General features: G+C 40.5%; 19 protein-coding genes and 1 riboswitch. Of the genes, 1 reads left to right on the top strand and 18 read right to left on the bottom strand.

Annotated elements, in window-relative coordinates; genetic code table 11:
- Positions 1–26: 26 nt before the first annotated feature.
- From B9A58_RS14520 to sufB, 18 genes are all read right to left on the bottom strand, one after another.
- Positions 27–410, bottom strand: coding sequence for a T9SS type A sorting domain-containing protein (locus B9A58_RS14520; RefSeq protein WP_084373598.1), 384 nt, complete (start codon positions 408–410; stop codon positions 27–29).
- Positions 411–554: 144 nt separating this feature from the next.
- Positions 555–2,114, bottom strand: a complete 1,560-nt coding sequence (locus B9A58_RS14515) for an NAD(P)H-hydrate dehydratase (protein WP_084373597.1) — start codon at positions 2,112–2,114, stop codon at positions 555–557.
- 54 nt (positions 2,115–2,168) lie between these two features.
- Positions 2,169–3,386 (bottom strand): NADH-quinone oxidoreductase subunit D, encoded by a 1,218-nt coding sequence (locus B9A58_RS14510; RefSeq protein ID WP_084373596.1) that lies wholly within the window; start codon positions 3,384–3,386, stop codon positions 2,169–2,171.
- The gene (locus tag B9A58_RS14505; protein WP_139793909.1) at positions 3,383–3,880 is read right to left on the bottom strand and encodes an NADH-quinone oxidoreductase subunit C; all 498 of its coding nucleotides are present in this window, start codon (positions 3,878–3,880) and stop codon (positions 3,383–3,385) included. Before B9A58_RS14505 ends, B9A58_RS14510 begins: the two co-directional genes overlap by 4 nt.
- 8 nt (positions 3,881–3,888) lie before the next feature.
- Positions 3,889–4,410, bottom strand: a complete 522-nt coding sequence (locus tag B9A58_RS14500; protein WP_084373594.1) for an NADH-quinone oxidoreductase subunit B — start codon at positions 4,408–4,410, stop codon at positions 3,889–3,891.
- A 31-nt stretch (positions 4,411–4,441) separates the two neighbouring features.
- Complete coding sequence (locus B9A58_RS14495) at positions 4,442–4,915, bottom strand: NADH-quinone oxidoreductase subunit A (protein ID WP_084373593.1); 474 nt, start codon at positions 4,913–4,915, stop codon at positions 4,442–4,444.
- Positions 4,916–5,216: 301 nt separating this feature from the next.
- Positions 5,217–7,439: an NADP-dependent isocitrate dehydrogenase gene (locus B9A58_RS14490; RefSeq protein ID WP_084373592.1), complete on the bottom strand. Its 2,223-nt coding sequence runs from the start codon at positions 7,437–7,439 to the stop codon at positions 5,217–5,219.
- 266 nt (positions 7,440–7,705) lie between these two features.
- Positions 7,706–8,398, bottom strand: a complete 693-nt coding sequence (locus tag B9A58_RS14485; RefSeq protein WP_139793908.1) for a hypothetical protein — start codon at positions 8,396–8,398, stop codon at positions 7,706–7,708.
- A gap of 235 nt (positions 8,399–8,633) precedes the next feature.
- A complete protein-coding gene (panB, locus tag B9A58_RS14480) occupies positions 8,634–9,452 on the bottom strand; it encodes a 3-methyl-2-oxobutanoate hydroxymethyltransferase (RefSeq protein ID WP_084373590.1) in 819 nt (272 codons plus the stop codon).
- A 78-nt stretch (positions 9,453–9,530) separates the two neighbouring features.
- Positions 9,531–10,088 (bottom strand): thioredoxin family protein, encoded by a 558-nt coding sequence (locus tag B9A58_RS14475; RefSeq protein WP_084373589.1) that lies wholly within the window; start codon positions 10,086–10,088, stop codon positions 9,531–9,533.
- Between the two features lie 160 nt (positions 10,089–10,248).
- Positions 10,249–10,665: a BrxA/BrxB family bacilliredoxin gene (locus B9A58_RS14470; protein WP_084373588.1), complete on the bottom strand. Its 417-nt coding sequence runs from the start codon at positions 10,663–10,665 to the stop codon at positions 10,249–10,251.
- A gap of 98 nt (positions 10,666–10,763) precedes the next feature.
- Positions 10,764–11,078: an iron-sulfur cluster assembly protein gene (locus tag B9A58_RS14465; protein WP_084373587.1), complete on the bottom strand. Its 315-nt coding sequence runs from the start codon at positions 11,076–11,078 to the stop codon at positions 10,764–10,766.
- Position 11,079: 1 nt separating this feature from the next.
- A complete protein-coding gene (locus tag B9A58_RS14460; protein ID WP_084373586.1) occupies positions 11,080–11,508 on the bottom strand; it encodes a SufE family protein in 429 nt (142 codons plus the stop codon).
- 72 nt (positions 11,509–11,580) lie between these two features.
- On the bottom strand, positions 11,581–12,810 hold the full coding sequence (locus B9A58_RS14455; RefSeq protein WP_084373585.1) for a cysteine desulfurase: 1,230 nt from the start codon (positions 12,808–12,810) through the stop codon (positions 11,581–11,583).
- A 5-nt stretch (positions 12,811–12,815) separates the two neighbouring features.
- Complete coding sequence (sufD, locus tag B9A58_RS14450; RefSeq protein ID WP_221407864.1) at positions 12,816–14,117, bottom strand: Fe-S cluster assembly protein SufD; 1,302 nt, start codon at positions 14,115–14,117, stop codon at positions 12,816–12,818.
- A gap of 11 nt (positions 14,118–14,128) precedes the next feature.
- Positions 14,129–14,884 carry a Fe-S cluster assembly ATPase SufC gene (gene sufC, locus B9A58_RS14445; protein WP_084373583.1) on the bottom strand — a complete coding sequence of 252 codons (756 nt, stop codon included), beginning with the start codon at positions 14,882–14,884 and terminating at the stop codon, positions 14,129–14,131.
- Between the two features lie 30 nt (positions 14,885–14,914).
- Entirely contained in the window at positions 14,915–15,313 is a 399-nt protein-coding gene (locus B9A58_RS14440; protein ID WP_221407863.1) for a four helix bundle protein, read from the bottom strand.
- A 32-nt stretch (positions 15,314–15,345) separates the two neighbouring features.
- On the bottom strand, positions 15,346–16,791 hold the full coding sequence (gene sufB / locus B9A58_RS14435; RefSeq protein WP_084373581.1) for a Fe-S cluster assembly protein SufB: 1,446 nt from the start codon (positions 16,789–16,791) through the stop codon (positions 15,346–15,348).
- A 140-nt stretch (positions 16,792–16,931) separates the two neighbouring features.
- Here sufB and B9A58_RS14430 point away from each other — a divergent pair, with 140 nt between their 5' ends.
- Positions 16,932–17,759: a VOC family protein gene (locus B9A58_RS14430; protein WP_139793907.1), complete on the top strand. Its 828-nt coding sequence runs from the start codon at positions 16,932–16,934 to the stop codon at positions 17,757–17,759.
- 87 nt (positions 17,760–17,846) lie between these two features.
- Positions 17,847–17,958: riboswitch (SAM riboswitch) on the top strand.
- Positions 17,959–18,048: the final 90 nt, after the last annotated feature.

Below are 18,048 nucleotides of genomic sequence, written 5' to 3'. Positions count from 1 at the left end.
TCCTTTTTTACGCTCCTTGCTGCTTACTACTTCTTTAAAAATTTATAGGCTTCCTTAAACTGTGAAAAGTCATCTTTGACAATCACAAAATAATAGCCAGGGTTAAAGTTCTTGATATTAATACGATACTTGTCTCTCCCTATATTTTCCGCATCTACCAGTACAGTATTTCCAATAATACTATGTAATTCAAAAGAGGTTTCTCTCAAGTTTGAATTTTTGATATTGACAACAATGTAATCGACAGAAGGGTTAGGGTAAACTTCAATTTGATTGGTAAGATCGAGAGATTCGTTTTCGAAAATGAGTGATTCGGCAGTAAAAGTCGTAGTGCTGGTGCTATCTTGAGCCCAAGCAGATGTGGCTGCTAGCAGCAAGACCACTGATCCTATGACTTTTAAAAATTGCATATCGTTTAGTTTCCAAATTCACTACTCTACAAAATACGCGAATAGCGGATTTATAGTTTCTATGAATATAATTATTTTTTTGTTAAGTCTGACGGAAGAATCTGTCTTTTCGATAAGCGCCTGGTAAATTCTCGACGAGTATGTCTAATGACGACGTCGCTTCTCTGGTTTTATCACCTTATGTTGGTGAACTACTTTACGCATGGCTCTAGGCAAATACTCCAGTAAGTCGGAAGCAATTAGAGATTCTTCAGCATTTTTCCTGACAAATAAATCACCAGCTAGGCCATGCAAATGTGCACCCAAGAGGGCTGCTTCAAATCCACTGTACCCTTGGCCCAACAGTGCCGTGATAATTCCAGTCAACACATCTCCACTCCCTGCAGTGGCCATTCCTGGATTTCCTGTAGAATTAAAAACCACAATACCCTCTGGGTTACTAATACTTGTGTTTGCACCTTTGAGTAAAACCACCACTTTGTGTTTTGTACAAAACTCGATTTGCCTGTTCAAGCGATCATAATCATCGCTCCAGTCCCCAACCAATCTTTTAAACTCCCCTGGATGTGGAGTTAGAACTGATCCTTGAGGTATTTTTTCTACCCAGTTATTATTCTCAGAGAGTATGTTTAAGGCATCCGCATCAATAACCATAGGTTTGTCAAATTGATCAAGAATTTGATTTACTGCGCTGGCAGTCAATTTATCAGTGCCTATGCCAGGGCCTATACCAATCACATCAAACGCTGATATCGACTCCATGTTAGAAATCAACTTATCATGTTCGTCGACAACTATCATAGCCTCTGGTACACTGTTTTGTAGGACATTCTGACCACAGCCAGGTGTGTGAATAGTCAGCAAGCCAGCGCCAGATCTAAGGCACGCTTTCCCTGCTAATATGGCCGCACCCAATTTTCCATGACTTCCAGCTACCAATAGGTTTTTGCCCGCTCTTCCCTTGTGAGAAAACTTTGACCTGTGTTTTACAAACGATCGAACAAAAGCGGGTGTTGAGAAATAGTAGTTGGAAGAAAGTGATTGAATGTACTCTTCTACTAATCCAATGCTTTTGATGATCAACTCACCACTCTGATTCTCATTTTGAGGCAAAAACAAAGACAACTTTGGTACTTGAAAACTTACTGTATGAGAGGCGTTCATGATTGCACCACCCTCAAACCTATGATTGCAACCTAGACCAGAAGCGATATCAACAGCCACTCTATATTCGCAAGGCTCAGCATTTAGATGATTGATCAAATCTGCAATTAATCCTGTGATTGGACGACTTATACCTGATCCAAAAATGGCATCTATGATAACTGTGTCTTTGCCTAAGGTAGGGAAGTTCGATTTATCAATAACCGTCTGAGGGATGTCATAATTTTGAATAATATCGTAGTTGATTTTGAAATCTCGTGAGCCAGAATCAGGGTCGCCTACACAAAAAAGAGAGACAGTATAACCAGCATCGTTGAGTAATCTACAAATCACCAGGCCATCTCCACCATTGTTGCCTGTACCACAAAATATGACCACAGGCATATTTTTATCAAATAGGGCTGTAAACCATCGAGCAAACTCTTCGGATGCCCGCTCCATCAAATCTATAGAGTGTATAGGTTCATTCTTGATGGTAAATTGATCCGCTTGGCGGATTTGCTCCGCATCCAGTACTTTGAGGCAAAAATTGAAATCCATATCCAAAAACCATTAGTAAATTCAATTTAACGAATTTTGAACAGGAAATAGAGATTATCGATCGACTTCTCCCATCACAAAATCCAACGATCCAACGATAGCAATTAGGTCTGCCACCATGTAACCTTTTGATATGGCAGGCAAGATAGAAAGATTGGAAAAACTACAACCTCGTGCTTTGCATCTAACCGCGACATCAGAACGACCATCCGTACGGAAAAAGAAGCCCAATTCTCCTTTAGGGTTTTCAGCTCTTACATAAAGATCTTGAGCCTTTGGCCTTATTTTTTTAGGGACAAGTTCACGTGGATCAAATTCACGTGTCCGTTTCAAATCACCTGTGAGCTGCGTCAAACACTGTTCAATGATTTTTACGGACTGCTTGACCTCCTCCACACGCACCCAAGTCCGATCCCAACAATCTCCAGTCTGTCCCATTTGGCCGTTACCAATTGGTACTTCGAAATCGATCTCTGGATACACTGAATAACCATCTACTTTTCTGTAATCCATTCTCAGACCAGAGCCTCTTAAGATTGGCCCAGTGACTCCGTAATTGATGGCTAGGTTTCTTGGAATAACCCCAACGTTGGCAGTACGTTCAATGAAGATTTTATTATTCACTAAGACCTCGTCTAACTCGACCAATTTTGGTTTCAAATAGTTGATAAACTCAGTACATTTTTCTTCAAAACCTACGGGCAGATCGTAAAATAATCCACCAACCCAAATGTAGTTGTAGAGCATACGTGCCCCACTCACCCATTCCAGTAACCTCAGTATATGCTCACGATCACGCATCACCCAGAGAAAAGGTGTGAACGCTCCTATATCGAGCCCATACGTTCCAATAGCTACAAAATGTGAGGCAATCCTATTCAGTTCAGCCACTAGCACACGAATGTATTCTACCCGTTTTGGGATTTTATCTTCAATACCCAGCATTCGCTCCACACCCATTGCATACGCATGCTCGGAATTCATTGCTCCCACATAGTCCATACGATCTACGAAAGGAATGACACCATTCATAGCAACAGACTCTGCATGTTTTTCGAAACAACGATGTAAGTAACCCAAATGTGGTACTACATCCACTACTATCTCACCATCAGTAACTACTTCTAGCCTGAGTACACCGTGAGTAGACGGATGCTGTGGCCCAATATTGATGACCATTTCCTCACGTGTAAGTTTGGACTCATCATACACATTGGGTGCTGATTCATTGAGATTTTCTGGTCGGTATTTGTATTCTATGGCTTGGCTCATGTTGGATCTTCCTCCTCTCTAATCGTTTTCATTCCACGATAAGTGGCTGGCTCCTCATAGTCCTTTCTCATAGGATAGCCTTCCCAGTCTGCTGGCATTAAGATTCTTCTTAAGTCTGGATGGTTATTGAATCTAATTCCAAAAAGGTCAAAAGCTTCGCGCTCATGCCAGTCAGCCGTCTTCCACAAATGACTTACAGATTCAATAGCTGGCTTCTCTCTTGAAATCGTAGTTTTGACCATGAGTGAATGCTCTAACGGAATGGAATACAAATTGTAAATCACTTCCATTGTATTGACCTCTGGGCCATTGTCAATCGCCGTCAGACAAGAAAGCAAATCAAAATAAGTGCTTTCATCATCCTTCAACAATGCCAAAACAGGTTCGACTTGATCGGGTTCAATCACTATCGCTTTTGGCGTAGCATTTTCGTCAACAGACCACACTGTACCCTCACCTATTTTTTTGTCGATCAGACTTTTAAATTCTTCCATTTCCATACTTAGGCTTGTTTGTCTAAGATTTCTTTGAATCCTTCAGGCGCTACCAAGGTTTCATTTTCTATTTTTTCTCGGAGTTTGATGATACCACCAATCAGTGCTTCTGGTCTTGGCGGACAGCCTGGTACGTATACGTCTACTGGAATAATTTTGTCCACGCCTTTGACCACATGATAGCCATGCTCCCAATACGGCCCACCACAATTGGCACAGCTGCCCATGGATATCACATATCTTGGTTCAGCCATTTGCTCATAAAGTCTTCTTACACGATCCGCCATTTTGTAGGTCACTGTCCCTGCCACAATCATCACATCCGACATCCTAGGACTTGCTCTTGGCACTACCCCAAATCTGTCTAAATCGTATCCTGAGGCCATCGACCCCATCATCTCGATCGCACAACAGGCCAACCCAAATCCCATCGGCCAGATGCTGGACATCCGTGCCCAGTTTGTTAAATCCTCGAGGTTGCTCAGGATGACTCCGCCATTGTTGAATTGTTGATCGAGTAGGCCTTTCATATTTGCAGATTCAAAATTTGAAATTCAAGGTTCAATATAATTTGTATTTGGTATTGAGTTGCTCGTATAATTCTTCGGGCACAGAACTTGCTGAGTCCAAAATAGTGACATCTGGCTTTTCCCATTCTAAATAGCCTTTGCCCCAAACGTAGACCAGCCCTAAAGCAAGAATAAGAATAAACAAACCCATTTCTACCATGGCAAGTATGCCCCAATTGCCCCCTGTTTCTGTATTCAACTGTTCATTGCCAAAGACGATGGCCCATGGAAAGAGGAACAAAAGTTCGGTTTCGAAAAGGACGAAAATAAGCGCCACTACATAAAATCGAATATTGAACTTTCCCCAAGCAGTGCCTGTTGGGTCTTCTCCGCATTCGTATGTAGTCAGCTTCTCTTCATTAGGTCTATTTGGCCTTAGTAATCTACTAATCACCAAAGGTCCAATGACAGCCACCAGACCGCCAATAGCAAATAAGAGTAAGATTTGATAATTGGTTAGTTCCATGTTTTTTTATCAGAACTTGCCTCAATAAAATATCTGTCATTTCGAGGAATCGAGAAATTAATTCTACATTCCATCATCTGAACATTGATAAGATTTCTCCCTACTGGTCGAAATGACAAAATATTGAAGCAATCATATAAATACTAAGTTACCACAAACAAAAAAACCTCGCCATAAGACGAGGTTTATAATTTCTATATTAAACGTCTTACACTATCACATATACCGGAAACAACAGCAAATGGCATTTGTTGATATTGAATCAGGGTTTGGGGTGTTGTAAGTTATATTCATTTGCAAATTACACAATAGACGCCAAAAGACCGTTCAAAGTTGCGCTTGGCCGCATAGCTTCAGCAGCAAGTTTTTCATTGGGGTAGTAATATCCGCCAATGTTAACTTCAGCTCCTTGGGCTGCCAACAGCTCTTCATTGATTTTGTCTTCATTGGCAGCTAATGCCTTAGACACTTCCGTAAATTTGGCTTTCAAATCAGCGTCCTTATCTTGCGCAGCCAAAGCCTCTGCCCAATAGGTCATCAAGTAGAAGTGAGAACCTCTATTGTCGATTTCATTTACTTTTCTTGAAGGAGATTTACCCAATTCCAGGAATTTACCAGTGGCTTCATCCAAAGCATCCGCAAGTACTTGCGCTTTAGCATTGTCAGTCGATTGGCTCAAGTGCTCCAATGAAACTGCTAGTGCCAAGAACTCACCCAAAGAATCCCATCTCAAATGACCTTCTTCGTTGAACTGCTGCACGTGCTTTGGGGCTGATCCGCCAGCACCTGTCTCGAACAATCCACCACCATTCATCAACGGCACAATAGAAAGCATTTTTGCACTGGTACCCAATTCCAAAATCGGGAACAAGTCAGTCAAATAATCTCTCAATACGTTACCCGTTACAGAAATGGTATCCAGTCCGTCTTTGATTCTTTCCAATGAATATTTAGTCGCCTCTACCGGATCTTTGATCAAAATTTCCAATCCATTAGTGTCATGATCTTTCAAGTATTTGTTCACTTTAGTGATCAACTGAGCATCATGCGCTCTATTTTCGTCCAACCAGAATACGGCAGGATTGCCAGTGGCTTTTGCTCTTGACACGGCTAGTTTCACCCAATCTTGGATTGGCGCATCTTTCACCTGACACATTCTAAAAACATCACCTTCGTCTACAGGCTGCTCAATTAATACGTTTCCAGCAGCATCTGTTACTTTCACAGTACCCGCACCTGACATTTGGAATGTCTTGTCATGAGAACCGTACTCCTCAGCCTTTTGAGCCATCAAGCCTACATTAGGCACACTTCCCATGGTGGTTGGATCAAAAGCGCCGTGTTTCTTACAGAAGTCGATGGTTTCTTGGTAGATGCCAGCATAACATCTATCTGGAATTACTGCTTTGGTGTCTTGTTGGTTGCCTGCCGCATTCCACATTTGACCTGATGTACGGATCATGGCTGGCATAGATGCATCAATGATCACATCACTTGGTACATGAAGGTTAGTAATTCCTTTGTCAGAATTCACCATCGCCAAATCTGGACGATCTTTGTAAACTGCTTCTATAGCTGCTTTTACTTCTGCTTCTTTGGCGTGACCTGCAATTTTGGCATAAACGTCTCCCACACCATTGGTAGCCGTCACGCCTAATTCTGCAAATAGATCTGCGTATTTTTCAAAAACCTCTGCATAAAATACTTCTACTGCCGCTCCAAAAATGATAGGGTCAGAAACCTTCATCATAGTCGCTTTCATGTGAAGCGAAAACAATACGTCATTTGCTTTGGCGTCTTCTATTTCTTTGGCAATAAATGCTTTCAAAGCTGCCATGTTCATTACTGAAGCATCAATGATCTCACCAGCCAATAATGAAGTCTTTTCTTTCAATACTTTCGAAGTACCGTCTGCACCTACAAATTCAATTTTCACATCTGTAGCATCAGTTACAGTCACTGATTTCTCACTTCCATAAAAATCTCCTGCATCCATGCTGGCCACATGCGACTTTGAGTCTGCCGACCAAGAGCCCATTGAATGTGGGTTCTTCTTGGCGAAGTTTTTTACTGCTTTGGGTGCTCTTCTATCAGAGTTGCCTTCTCTCAAAACTGGGTTTACTGCGCTACCCAATACTTTGGCGTAAGCCGCCTTGATTTTCTTTTCTTCGTCATTCGACGGGTTGGCCGGATAGTTTGGCAACTTGTATCCTTTGGCTTGAAGCTCCTTGATCGCTTCTTGAAGTTGTGGAATTGAAGCACTGATATTGGGCAATTTGATGATGTTGGCCTCTGGTGTTTTAGCCAAATCTCCAAGTTCAGCTAATGCATCTCCGATTTTTTGATCGTTCGTCAAATATTCAGAAAGGTTTGCAATGATCCTTCCTGCCAAAGAGATGTCTCTGGTTTCTACTTCTACTCCTGCAGCCTTGGTGAATGCCTGTACGATAGGCAAAAATGAATAGGTGGCGAGTGCTGGCGCTTCGTCCGTTTTCGTGTAAATGATTTTAGCTGTTTGTGCCATTTTTCTTTTCCTTCAATTAATTAAATACCCAACAAATTTGTTTTATAAATCAGCCCGAAGACTGGCAGGGTCAGGAGTCGTAGATTGCCCGGATCGGCGACTCTGTTGCTTCAAGGTGGCGAATTTAATAAATCTTTGCAGAAAGGGGTATGGATTGGTTGGTTAATAGCTGGAGGGGGTGGTTTTTTATCTTAACCCTAATTAAAACAATAACACAAACATATGTTTTTCAAAAAAAACTATCCCAAATAATTACAAGCAAAAACCTAAAATTGTACTATAAATCCTAAATCTAAAGCCAGTCTAAATGTTGAAACACTAGCATCAATGTCATGGGAAGCATAGTTGATAATATAGGAAACGCCTGTACCAATATTTAAACCATATTTAATTTTTTCTCCCCAGGCCCAATCACTACCGATCATTAAAGACGGTCCATAAAGTATTTCCTTTTGGTATGTCCCTGAAGATCCACTCAAGTCTGAAATAACATCAATCATTCCAATTTGTGTGTTAATATAAAACTCTTTATAGGGGAAAATTTTAAACCCAGCTGATGCTAAAATTGATAAAGGGTTCTCTCCGTAATACCCTTCTTCCTTGATAAAACCTACTCCAACATGTGTCCCAAATCCTACCCAACCACCAGTTCGGTATTGAAATCGAACGCCTGTCTTCCCATAACTATTCCCATACCCTACAGCAATAGACCAATTGAGCCCATCATAGCTTTCATTTGATTGTTCTTTTTGTTCAATCTCTTGCTTAATTAATTCTCTTCTCCCATTTTCATATATTATCATAAACACTTTTGACCGTTCAATATTCCGAAGCGGCCCTTCTTGGAATTCAAATTCATAGTACTTTATATAATCACTACCTATTTCAACAATTTTTGAATTTATTTCATCACCCTTGTGCGTCACAATTACGTCCTGAGCAATTAAATTCGATTTCAATAGAATAACTATCAATAATAGAATTATACACTTTGCCATATCCGAAAAAAGAATTGATTTAATTGAATTTAGGAATTTAATTAGATAATACCAACCTAGTAGAATTGAACCTTGCACCAATTAACTCCTCTCAATAGCAATAATCCACTCTCTGCAAGAAGGATACTTTATTACAATTAGAAGCTGCTGATTAACTTTAATCTAAGAAATGACTCGTAGAAAATTGTGAGTATACTCAATAACTCTCCTTATCGCTAGGGAAGTCTTTGGCTTTGACGTCTTTGATGTAGCCTTGTACGGCTTCTGTCATGATCTGGCTCATGTCCGTGTATTGACGTAAGAATCTGGGTTGGAATTCTTGGGTGATGCCCAACATATCATGAGTTACCAATACCTGACCATCTACATGAGGACCCGCTCCGATTCCAATGATAGGTATGTTGACCGTTTCTGCTACTCGTTTGGCAAGTTTGCTTGGTATTTTTTCTAGCACGATGGCATAGCATCCAGTTTCTTCTAGCAGCTTGGCGTCGGAGATCAGCTTATCTGCTTCTGCTTCCTCCCTTGCTCTTACTGTGTAGGTTCCGAATTTATAAATCGACTGAGGTGTCAGTCCCAAATGTCCCATTACAGGCACGCCAGCACTCAAAATCCTAACAATACTTTCTTGAATTTCTGATCCACCTTCCAGCTTCACTGAATGCGCACCAGACTCTTTCATGATCCGAATGGCTGACTTCAATGCCTGAGTAGAATTGCCCTGATAGCTACCAAATGGTAAATCCACCACTACAAAGGCTCTACTGATTGCTCTCACTACACCCTGTGCGTGATAGATCATTTGATCCAGTGTGATCGGCAGCGTCGTTTCATTACCAGCCATAACGTTGGAAGCCGAATCTCCCACAAGCAATACATCTATCCCAGCCTGATCCAGAATTCTAGCCATAGAAAAATCATAGGCAGTCAGCATGGAGATTTTCTCTCCACGGTTTTTCATTTCCTGGAGCTGGTGAGTGGTTACTCTTTTGATATTGGATTGGTGAACAGACATATCGGATTCAAGGTTCAATGTTGAAAATTCAAAGGTATGTCAAAAACTTTGAACCTTAAATCTAAAATTTTGAACCTGTCAATTCTTCCATTTGATACCACAGCCAACGCTTGGATGTTGCTCACTATCTATTGGGAGTCCAGCTACTAGACTACTTAGCACCATGCTCAAGTCGTCACCAGTCACAGGCACGTTATTGCCTGGTGTTGCTCCATCCATACGGCCACGATAAACACATTCATCTTTACTATTGAAAACAAAGAAATCTGGCGTGCATGCCGCTTGGTAAGCTTGGGCAATATCCTGAGATTCGTCATATAAATAAGGGAATGAGAATCCGTATTTTTCAGCATGAGCATTCATTAACTCTGGAGAATCATCTGGATAATTCTTCACATCATTTGAACTAATCGCTACAAAACCCACACCCTGATTCTGGTATTCTTTGGCTAATTCTACCACCTTCTCTTGTACATGAATCACATAAGGACAGTGATTGCAGATAAACATCACGACCGTTCCTTTGTCAGCTTTGATGTCTGCAAAACTTTTATTCTTTCCAGATATGGTATCAGGAAGGGAAAATGCTGGAGCGACAGTGCCCAAGGGCATCATAGTAGATTCGGTTTTAGCCATGGTATTGGGTTTAACGAAAAGGCTCTCTCAAAAGAAAAAAATCCGTCATCACGAGTGAAACGAAGTGATCTCAATCTCGATTACGGATCTAACCCTAAGATTGCTTCACTCTGTTCGCAATGACGAACCTCTTTTGAGAGAGCCTTTAATTTCTAATTTCTTAACAAAATTCGTCGAACACCTGCACCAAGTGATCAGCGATCATTTCTGCACTTCGGCCTTCAATGTGGTGTCTTTCTACAAAGTGCGCCAACTCACCGTCTTTGAACAAAGCAATAGAGGGAGATGATGGAGGGTAAGGCAATGTAAATTCTCTTGCTTTCTGAACTGCCTCGGCATCTACTCCTGCAAATACAGTTGCCAAATGAGATGGCTTTTTTTCACTCTTGTCAACAGCCATTTTCACACCTGGACGAGCCGCTCCTGCCGCACATCCACACACAGAGTTTACCACCAATAGTGTAGTTCCACTGTGATCAGTTAAATGTTGCTCTACTGCTTCAGCCGTTTTCAATTCCTCAAAGCCCACAGAAGTCAAATCTTCTCGCATTGGGGCTACTAATTCTTCTGGATACATATTTGTTCTTATTAAAGTATTCTAATTTCTATTTGTTAATAGTCGATAGTCAACTGTCCATTGTTTTCGTCTATGGACTGAATGCTATTGACATTCAATTACATAAAGCCTAATTCCAATTTCGCAGTTTCTGACATCATGTCTGTTTCGTAAGGCGGATCGAAGGTCACTTCCACATCTACTTTACCCACTCCTTCTATTTCCTCAATCTTCTGCTTGATTTCATCTGGAATAGCTTCCGCTGACGGACAAGCAGGTGATGTCAATGTCATCAACACATAGACGTTGTTTACTGGAAAAATGTTGATCTCATAGATCAATCCCAATTCATATACATCCACAGGAATCTCTGGGTCATAGACCATCTTGATTGCTGCGAGTACTTTTTCCTTCAAATCTTTTTCTTCTGCCATTTTAATTAATTTTTGCTTTCATTGCCAAGGCATAAATCTGCATTTGTTTAATCATGGCCTTGAAACCATTAGAACGTTGCGTGCCTATAAAACGGTTCATTCCTATTCTTTCGTGAAAAAATAAATCTGCATTTAAAATATCATCTGGCGATTGGTTAGACAATATTCTTACCAACAAACTCACCAAACCTTTGGTGATCGCGGTATTGCTATCCGCTTCGTAGACTACTTTGTCATCTTCCATTTTGGCATGAAGCCAAACTTTAGACTGACAGCCCTTCACTATATTTTCGTCTGTTTGATATGCTGCTGGTAGTTCAGGTAATTTTTCACCCAACTCCATCACGTAGCCTATGGTCATTTCCATATCACCATCGAGCATACCAAAATCTTCTATTATTTCTTCCTGAATGGAACTAATTGTAGCCATGCTTGGTGCCCAAGGGGCATTTACTTTGCAGCCTGCCTAACAAGACCTCTGCGTAAGGTTCTATATTCAACTTTACTTAAACATTTTGATGACCGCCTTGAGCGAGTCCACAAAATATTTGATTTCTTCTTTTGTATTGTAAACGGAAAAAGAGGCTCTCACCGTTCCTTCAATATTGAAAAACTCCATCAAAGGCTGTGCGCAGTGATGGCCAGTTCGTACTGCAATGCCTCTAGCATCCAACAATTGACCTAAGTCGAATGGATGAACGCCATCTATTAAAAACGAGATAACACTCGCCTTTTTGCCGGCTGTTCCTACTGGTGTGAACCCATCTACATCTTTCAGTAAATCATTGGCATAAGCCATCAGTTCGTCTTCATGCTGAGCAATATTTTCCTGACCTAAATTTTCCACAAAATCAATCGCAGATTTGAAAGCAATAACTTCTCCAATGTTGGGCGTACCAGCTTCAAATTTGTAAGGAATGTCGTTATATGTGGTTCCTGAGAAACTTACGTCCTTGATCATTTCTCCTCCCCCTTGGTATGGCGGCATAGCTTCAAGTAAAGCACGTTTGCCATACAAAGCACCAACGCCTGTTGGCCCATATACCTTGTGTGCGGAAAAAGCCAAGAAGTCACAATCCAATGCTTTTACGTCCATTTTGACATGAGGGGCCGCTTGTGCCGCGTCTATCAATACTTTCGCTCCAAATTTATGCGCTTCTGAAATGATTTCCTTTACGGGATTGATTGTTCCTAGGGCGTTGGAGATATAATTGACAGACACCAGTTTGGTCTTGTCAGACAATAGTTTGACATATTCGTCAAATATCAATTCCCCTTTTTCATTGACTGGAATCACCTTCAACACTGCCCCTTTTTCTTCACAAAGCATTTGCCAAGGCACGATGTTGGAATGGTGCTCCAATCCTGAGACTATAATTTCGTCTCCAGTATTGATGAATTTTCTGCCAAAAGTAGATGCTACAAGATTGATACCTTCTGTAGTCCCTTTGGTGAAAATGATTTCTTCCGTTTCATTGGCATTCAGAAATTTAGCAACAGTTTTACGCGTGTCTTCAAAAGCCGAAGTGGCTCTTTCAGCCAAGGTGTGTATGCCTCTGTGGATGTTAGCATTGTCTGTATTGTAATAGTGAGTCAGCGCATCTATCACGCACTGAGGTTTTTGAGACGTAGCGGCATTGTCGAAATACACCAGGGGCTTACCATTGACTTGCTGATGAAGAATGGGGAACTGTTTTCTGATTTCTTTTATATCAATAGCTGTGTCTACCATATCACTTAAATGTTCAATCTTGCAATTACCTTGTCCGTAATTTCCATCTTCAACCAACCCAGATTCACCTTTTCAATGACTTCAGCCACATTGGCCAACAAGACCATTGATCTGGCTTTGTCCTTGTCAATTCCTCTAGATCTAAGATAGAAAATCGCCTCTTCGTCCAACTGACCTGTGGTACATCCATGTGAACACTTCACATCGTCTGCCCAAATTTCCAATTGAGGCTTGGTATTTACTACGGCATCGTCTGACAAAAGGATGTTACCATTTGACTGAAATGCGTTAGTTTTTTGCGCTTCTTGCTGAACAAATATTTTTCCATTGAAAACACCACGGGATTGATCGTCCATCACACCCTTGTAAAGCTCATTGCTATTACAGTTTGGTTTTCTGTGATCGACTGTGGTATGGTTGTCTACATGGGATTTTCCTTTAGTCAGGTACAAACCATACATATTGCTTTCACAGCCTTCGCCATCCACCTCAATGTGCAGGTTATTTCTAACTACTTCACCATCTAGTGTAAATACATAAGAAGAGAATGTGCTGTCTCTTTCCTGATAAACTTTGGTATTGCCAATGTAAACTGCCTTTGGAGACTCTTCCTGAATCTTGTATAGGCTTACGCGTGCATTTTGCTTTACGATGTAGTTTTTAGACTCATTAATAAAAGTACTTTCGTTGCCAAATGACAAGTGGAAATGCACAAAGTCTGCTTGGCTATTTTCGTTGGCCACATAAATATTTTTAATGAAGCCATGATTGGCATTGCCGTCATTCACAGAAATGTAATAGCAAATCACTGGAGCTGCGACTACTTTTCCTTTGGCAATCTGAGCCACCACACCATCATTGGCATATACATTATTCTGTGCAGCAAATGGGTCAGAATCGTCTTTGAACAATTCATTGACGTCATTTTCAGCCGCGTAGTCTTTCAAAGACTCAATTTTCAATTGTTCCGTAGGAGAAACAACTATTGAATTCTCAGTATCATATTTCCCATTCACGAAGAAAAGGACATTTGCTCCTTCATGCTTGGCCTTGATGTCATTGATCAGCTCCTGTGGCAACTCGTTGATATCAGTGTATTTCGACAGATCAAAATTCTTGCTGATTGCCTTTGTCAGTTTCGTGAATTTGTATTCTTCTGCACGTGGCCCAGGAAAGCCATGGTCTTTCAGGAAATTAAGCGCCTTTTTACGATTCTCACCCAATTGTGGAATCGCGCTGCCATTCATATTAGCTACGAATTGCGCTGCCTGATCTACCAATTCCTGACCAAATATTTTCTTATCCAAATCGCTCATACTTAAGCTTCTTCTAATTCTTTGATGATCCAGTCGTATCCCCTTTTCTCTAATTCTAGCGCTAATTCTTTAGTCCCAGATTTCACAATTCTTCCTTGATACAATACATGTACAAAATCTGGAACAATGTAATCCAGAAGTCTTTGATAGTGTGTCACCACTACGGTTGCGTTATCAGCAGATTTTAGTGCATTCACTCCATTGGCCACAATTCTCAACGCATCAATATCCAAACCTGAATCCGTTTCGTCCAACAAGGCCAACTTTGGCTCTAGCATGGCCATTTGAAAGATTTCGTTTCTTTTCTTTTCTCCTCCAGAGAATCCTTCATTCAATGAGCGGCTCAATAAGGACTGATCGATCTCAACCAAAGCCATTTTTTCTTTCATTCGCTTCAAGAAAGCCACTGCATCCAAAGGTTCAAGCCCTTTATGCTCTCTGATTTGGTTCAGTGCAGTTTTCATGAAGTTGGTGGTAGTTACACCTGGGATTTCTACAGGATACTGGAATGCCAAGAAGATGCCTTCTCTAGCTCTTTCTTCAGCCGCCAAATCCAACAAGTCCTGACCCATGTATTCTACCTCTCCGCCTGTCACTTCGTAATCATCACGACCCGCCAACACTGAAGCCAAAGTGCTCTTCCCAGAACCATTCGGTCCCATGATGGCATGTACTTCGCCAGCTTTAACTTCAAGGTTAATCCCTTTCAGAATTTCCTTTTCTTCTACTCGTGCCTGTAAATTTTTTATTTTTAACATGTCTTATGTTCAAAATTTAATGTTCAAAATTCAAGATTCACCACTGTGATATTTTGTCCCCTTGAATTCTGAATTTTTTAAATATTTAATAAATCCTGAAATCTTCTTACTTATCATTAAGCACTCTTCTTTCAGTTGATCAAAATCATCCTTAGATATATATTTTAAATCCAGCGCTCTAGATAATTGCGACCTAGTTTCTCCTATTGATCCCTTCGCAATAAACAAGAACTGGATCAGTTCCTTATTTCCTCCCCTCTCAAAGCCTTCAGCGATGTTGTCCATACATGAACCTGAAGATCTTCTAATTTGCCTTACCAAGTCAAAGTCCTTTTTGAACGAATCTTCTGAAGATTTTAAATAAATCAGTTTGCATACTGATCTGGCAGCCTGCCATATTTCTAAATCCTCAAAAGATTCAATTTTCATCAACATTGAACTTTAAACTATGAATCTTGAATCTATCCAACCGATCCTTCTAATGTAAGCGCCAGAAGCTTCTGAGCCTCGACCGCAAATTCCATTGGCAATTGATTGAGCACTTCTTTGGCATAGCCATTCACGATCAATGCTACTGCATTCTCTTCGTCGATACCGCGCTGGGTACAGTAGAAGATTTGATCTTCACCAATCTTGGAAGTAGTGGCCTCATGCTCTACATGAGCAGAAGAATTCTCAATATCTATGTATGGGAAAGTATGTGCTCCACATTTGTTGCCTACTAATAAAGAATCACATTGTGAGTGATTTCTTGCATTAGCTGCACGCTTCGAAACTTGCACTTGTCCTCTATAGCTGTTTTGCGAATGCCCTGCAGAAATACCTTTGGACACGATTCTAGACTTGGTGTTTTTACCCAAGTGAATCATTTTGGTTCCTGTATCTGCTTGCTGATAGTTGTTAGTTACGGCTACAGAATAGAATTCACCTACAGAATAGTCACCTTTCAAAATACAAGAAGGGTACTTCCAAGTAACAGCAGAACCTGTTTCTACTTGAGTCCATGAGATTTTAGAATGATCACCAGCGCAAATACCACGCTTGGTTACAAAATTGTAAATACCTCCTTTGCCATTTTTATCCCCTGGATACCAGTTTTGAACTGTTGAATATTTTACTTCCGCATCTTTGTGTGCTACGATTTCCACTACTGCCGCATGCAACTGATTTTCATCACGCATTGGTGCCGTGCAGCCTTCGAGGTAACTCACATAAGACCCTTCATCTGCCACGATCAAAGTTCTTTCGAACTGGCCTGTATTGGCCGCGTTGATTCGGAAATACGTGGATAATTCCATTGGACATCTTACACCCTTAGGGATATAACAAAAAGATCCATCAGAAAACACTGCTGAGTTCAGCGCTGAAAAGTAATTGTCTGACACTGGTACAACTGACCCAAGATATTTTTTAACCAACTCAGGATGTTCTTTTACGGCTTCGCTAAACGAACAGAAAATAATCCCAAGCTTACCTAAAGTATCTTTGAAAGTGGTCGCTACAGAAACAGAATCAATGACTGCATCTACTGCCACACCCGTTAATCTTTTTTGCTCTGTAAGTGATATTCCAAGTTTTTCGAAAGTTTCAAGCAATTCTGGATCTACATCATCCAAACTCTCAGGCGTCTTTTTCTGCTTAGGTGCAGAAAAATAGATAATATCCTGATAGTCGATTTTCGGGTAATTGACGTTTGCCCAACTAGGTTCTTTCATCGCTTGCCATTTGGCAAACGCATCCAATCTCCACTCCAGCAACCACTCCGGCTCGTTTTTCTTTTTTGAAATAAATCGAACAGTGCCCTCATTCAACCCCTTAGGTGCTTCATCAGCTTCTAAGTCTACCGACCAGCCATGTTCGTATTCTTTTGAGGTAAATTCCTCTAATATTTGATCATCTTTACTCATTCGAAAATGGAATAATTTAGATTCATTTTAAATAGGCTCAAAATTACTACGATTAATCGAGGATGTCGATTCGAACCCATAATTTTTTTTGAAACCAAGATAGACTGAGCCTATATCAAGAGATTTAATTTACTTTGGTCATGATGTTTCAAAAAGCTATGATTCAAGATTTAAAAAAAAACCTCTTCTTTACACTGGCCATCTTTGCCAGTACTACTTCATACGAACTCTTTGCACAAACAGATGCCAGTGATTTTATGTTGAGTGGAACCACCATTGTTGCCAAAGACGTAAAACTTTCAGCCACCTGGTATCGGAAGTATTTGGATATAGCAATCAAAGAATACAAACCACACCAACATGTAAAGATGAAAACGGGAGAGTTTAGTCTGTATATCAAGCAAGGAAAAAACATTATGCTAAAAAGTCAGATTCAATTCCCAAAAGGAAAAAAGTACATCAATGGCATTACAAAAATTGGGTTTTCCAGTAACAAATTTGAGGAAGTAAAGGCAAATCTGATAGCCTCCAATCAAAAGATTTTAGAAGATATTACTGAAGACAAAAATCTTGAAATGCGTTATTTTCTGACGACAGATCCTGACGGAAATCAAGTGCAAATATTTGATGAGCCCAACCCAGTTGATAGTACCATAACCAAAGCCATGTTTTTCTCGATCACTTCTTCAGATTATATCAATACCATGAAATGGTATGAAGAAAATATCGATTTTACAGAAATACAAATTGTGGACGAATCAAAAATTCATTACCAAAATTTACTACACAAAGGCCATGTGATTTTTGAAATCATCCATCTGCCCTATGAGTCTCTGGAGACTACTGAATTTATGCCTCTGGGTAGAGAATTGGCAAGTTTTGACGAAATAAAATTCAAAAGTGGGGCAGGCAAAGCAGGCACTTTTGAGATGGACAATAATGCGAATAAAGTACAGTGGCTACGCTAGCCTTAAAAAAAATAATTCGAGAAATTTCTTGCACAAGAAAAAATATAGCCCATATCTTTGTGGCTCGTTCTAATTAATTTATTGGATGACTTATCAAGAAAGGTGGAGGGATTTGGCCCTGAGAAACCTTAGCAACCCTTGTCGGAAACGACGTAGAAGGTGCTAACTCCAATCCCGATAATATCGGGACAGATAAGCGGAATGGATAGACTCAATATCACAAAATATACGATGTCCTTTCTAGCTTGTCTGGAAAGGACATTTTTTTTGTCCAATCCAGACAATGGAT

The sequence above is a fragment of the Reichenbachiella faecimaris genome, from assembly GCF_900176375.1.
GTDB lineage: Bacteria > Bacteroidota > Bacteroidia > Cytophagales > Cyclobacteriaceae > Reichenbachiella > Reichenbachiella faecimaris.
The sequence above is the reverse complement of the archived record's forward strand: the minus strand, read 5'-3'. Positions and strand labels throughout refer to the sequence as shown.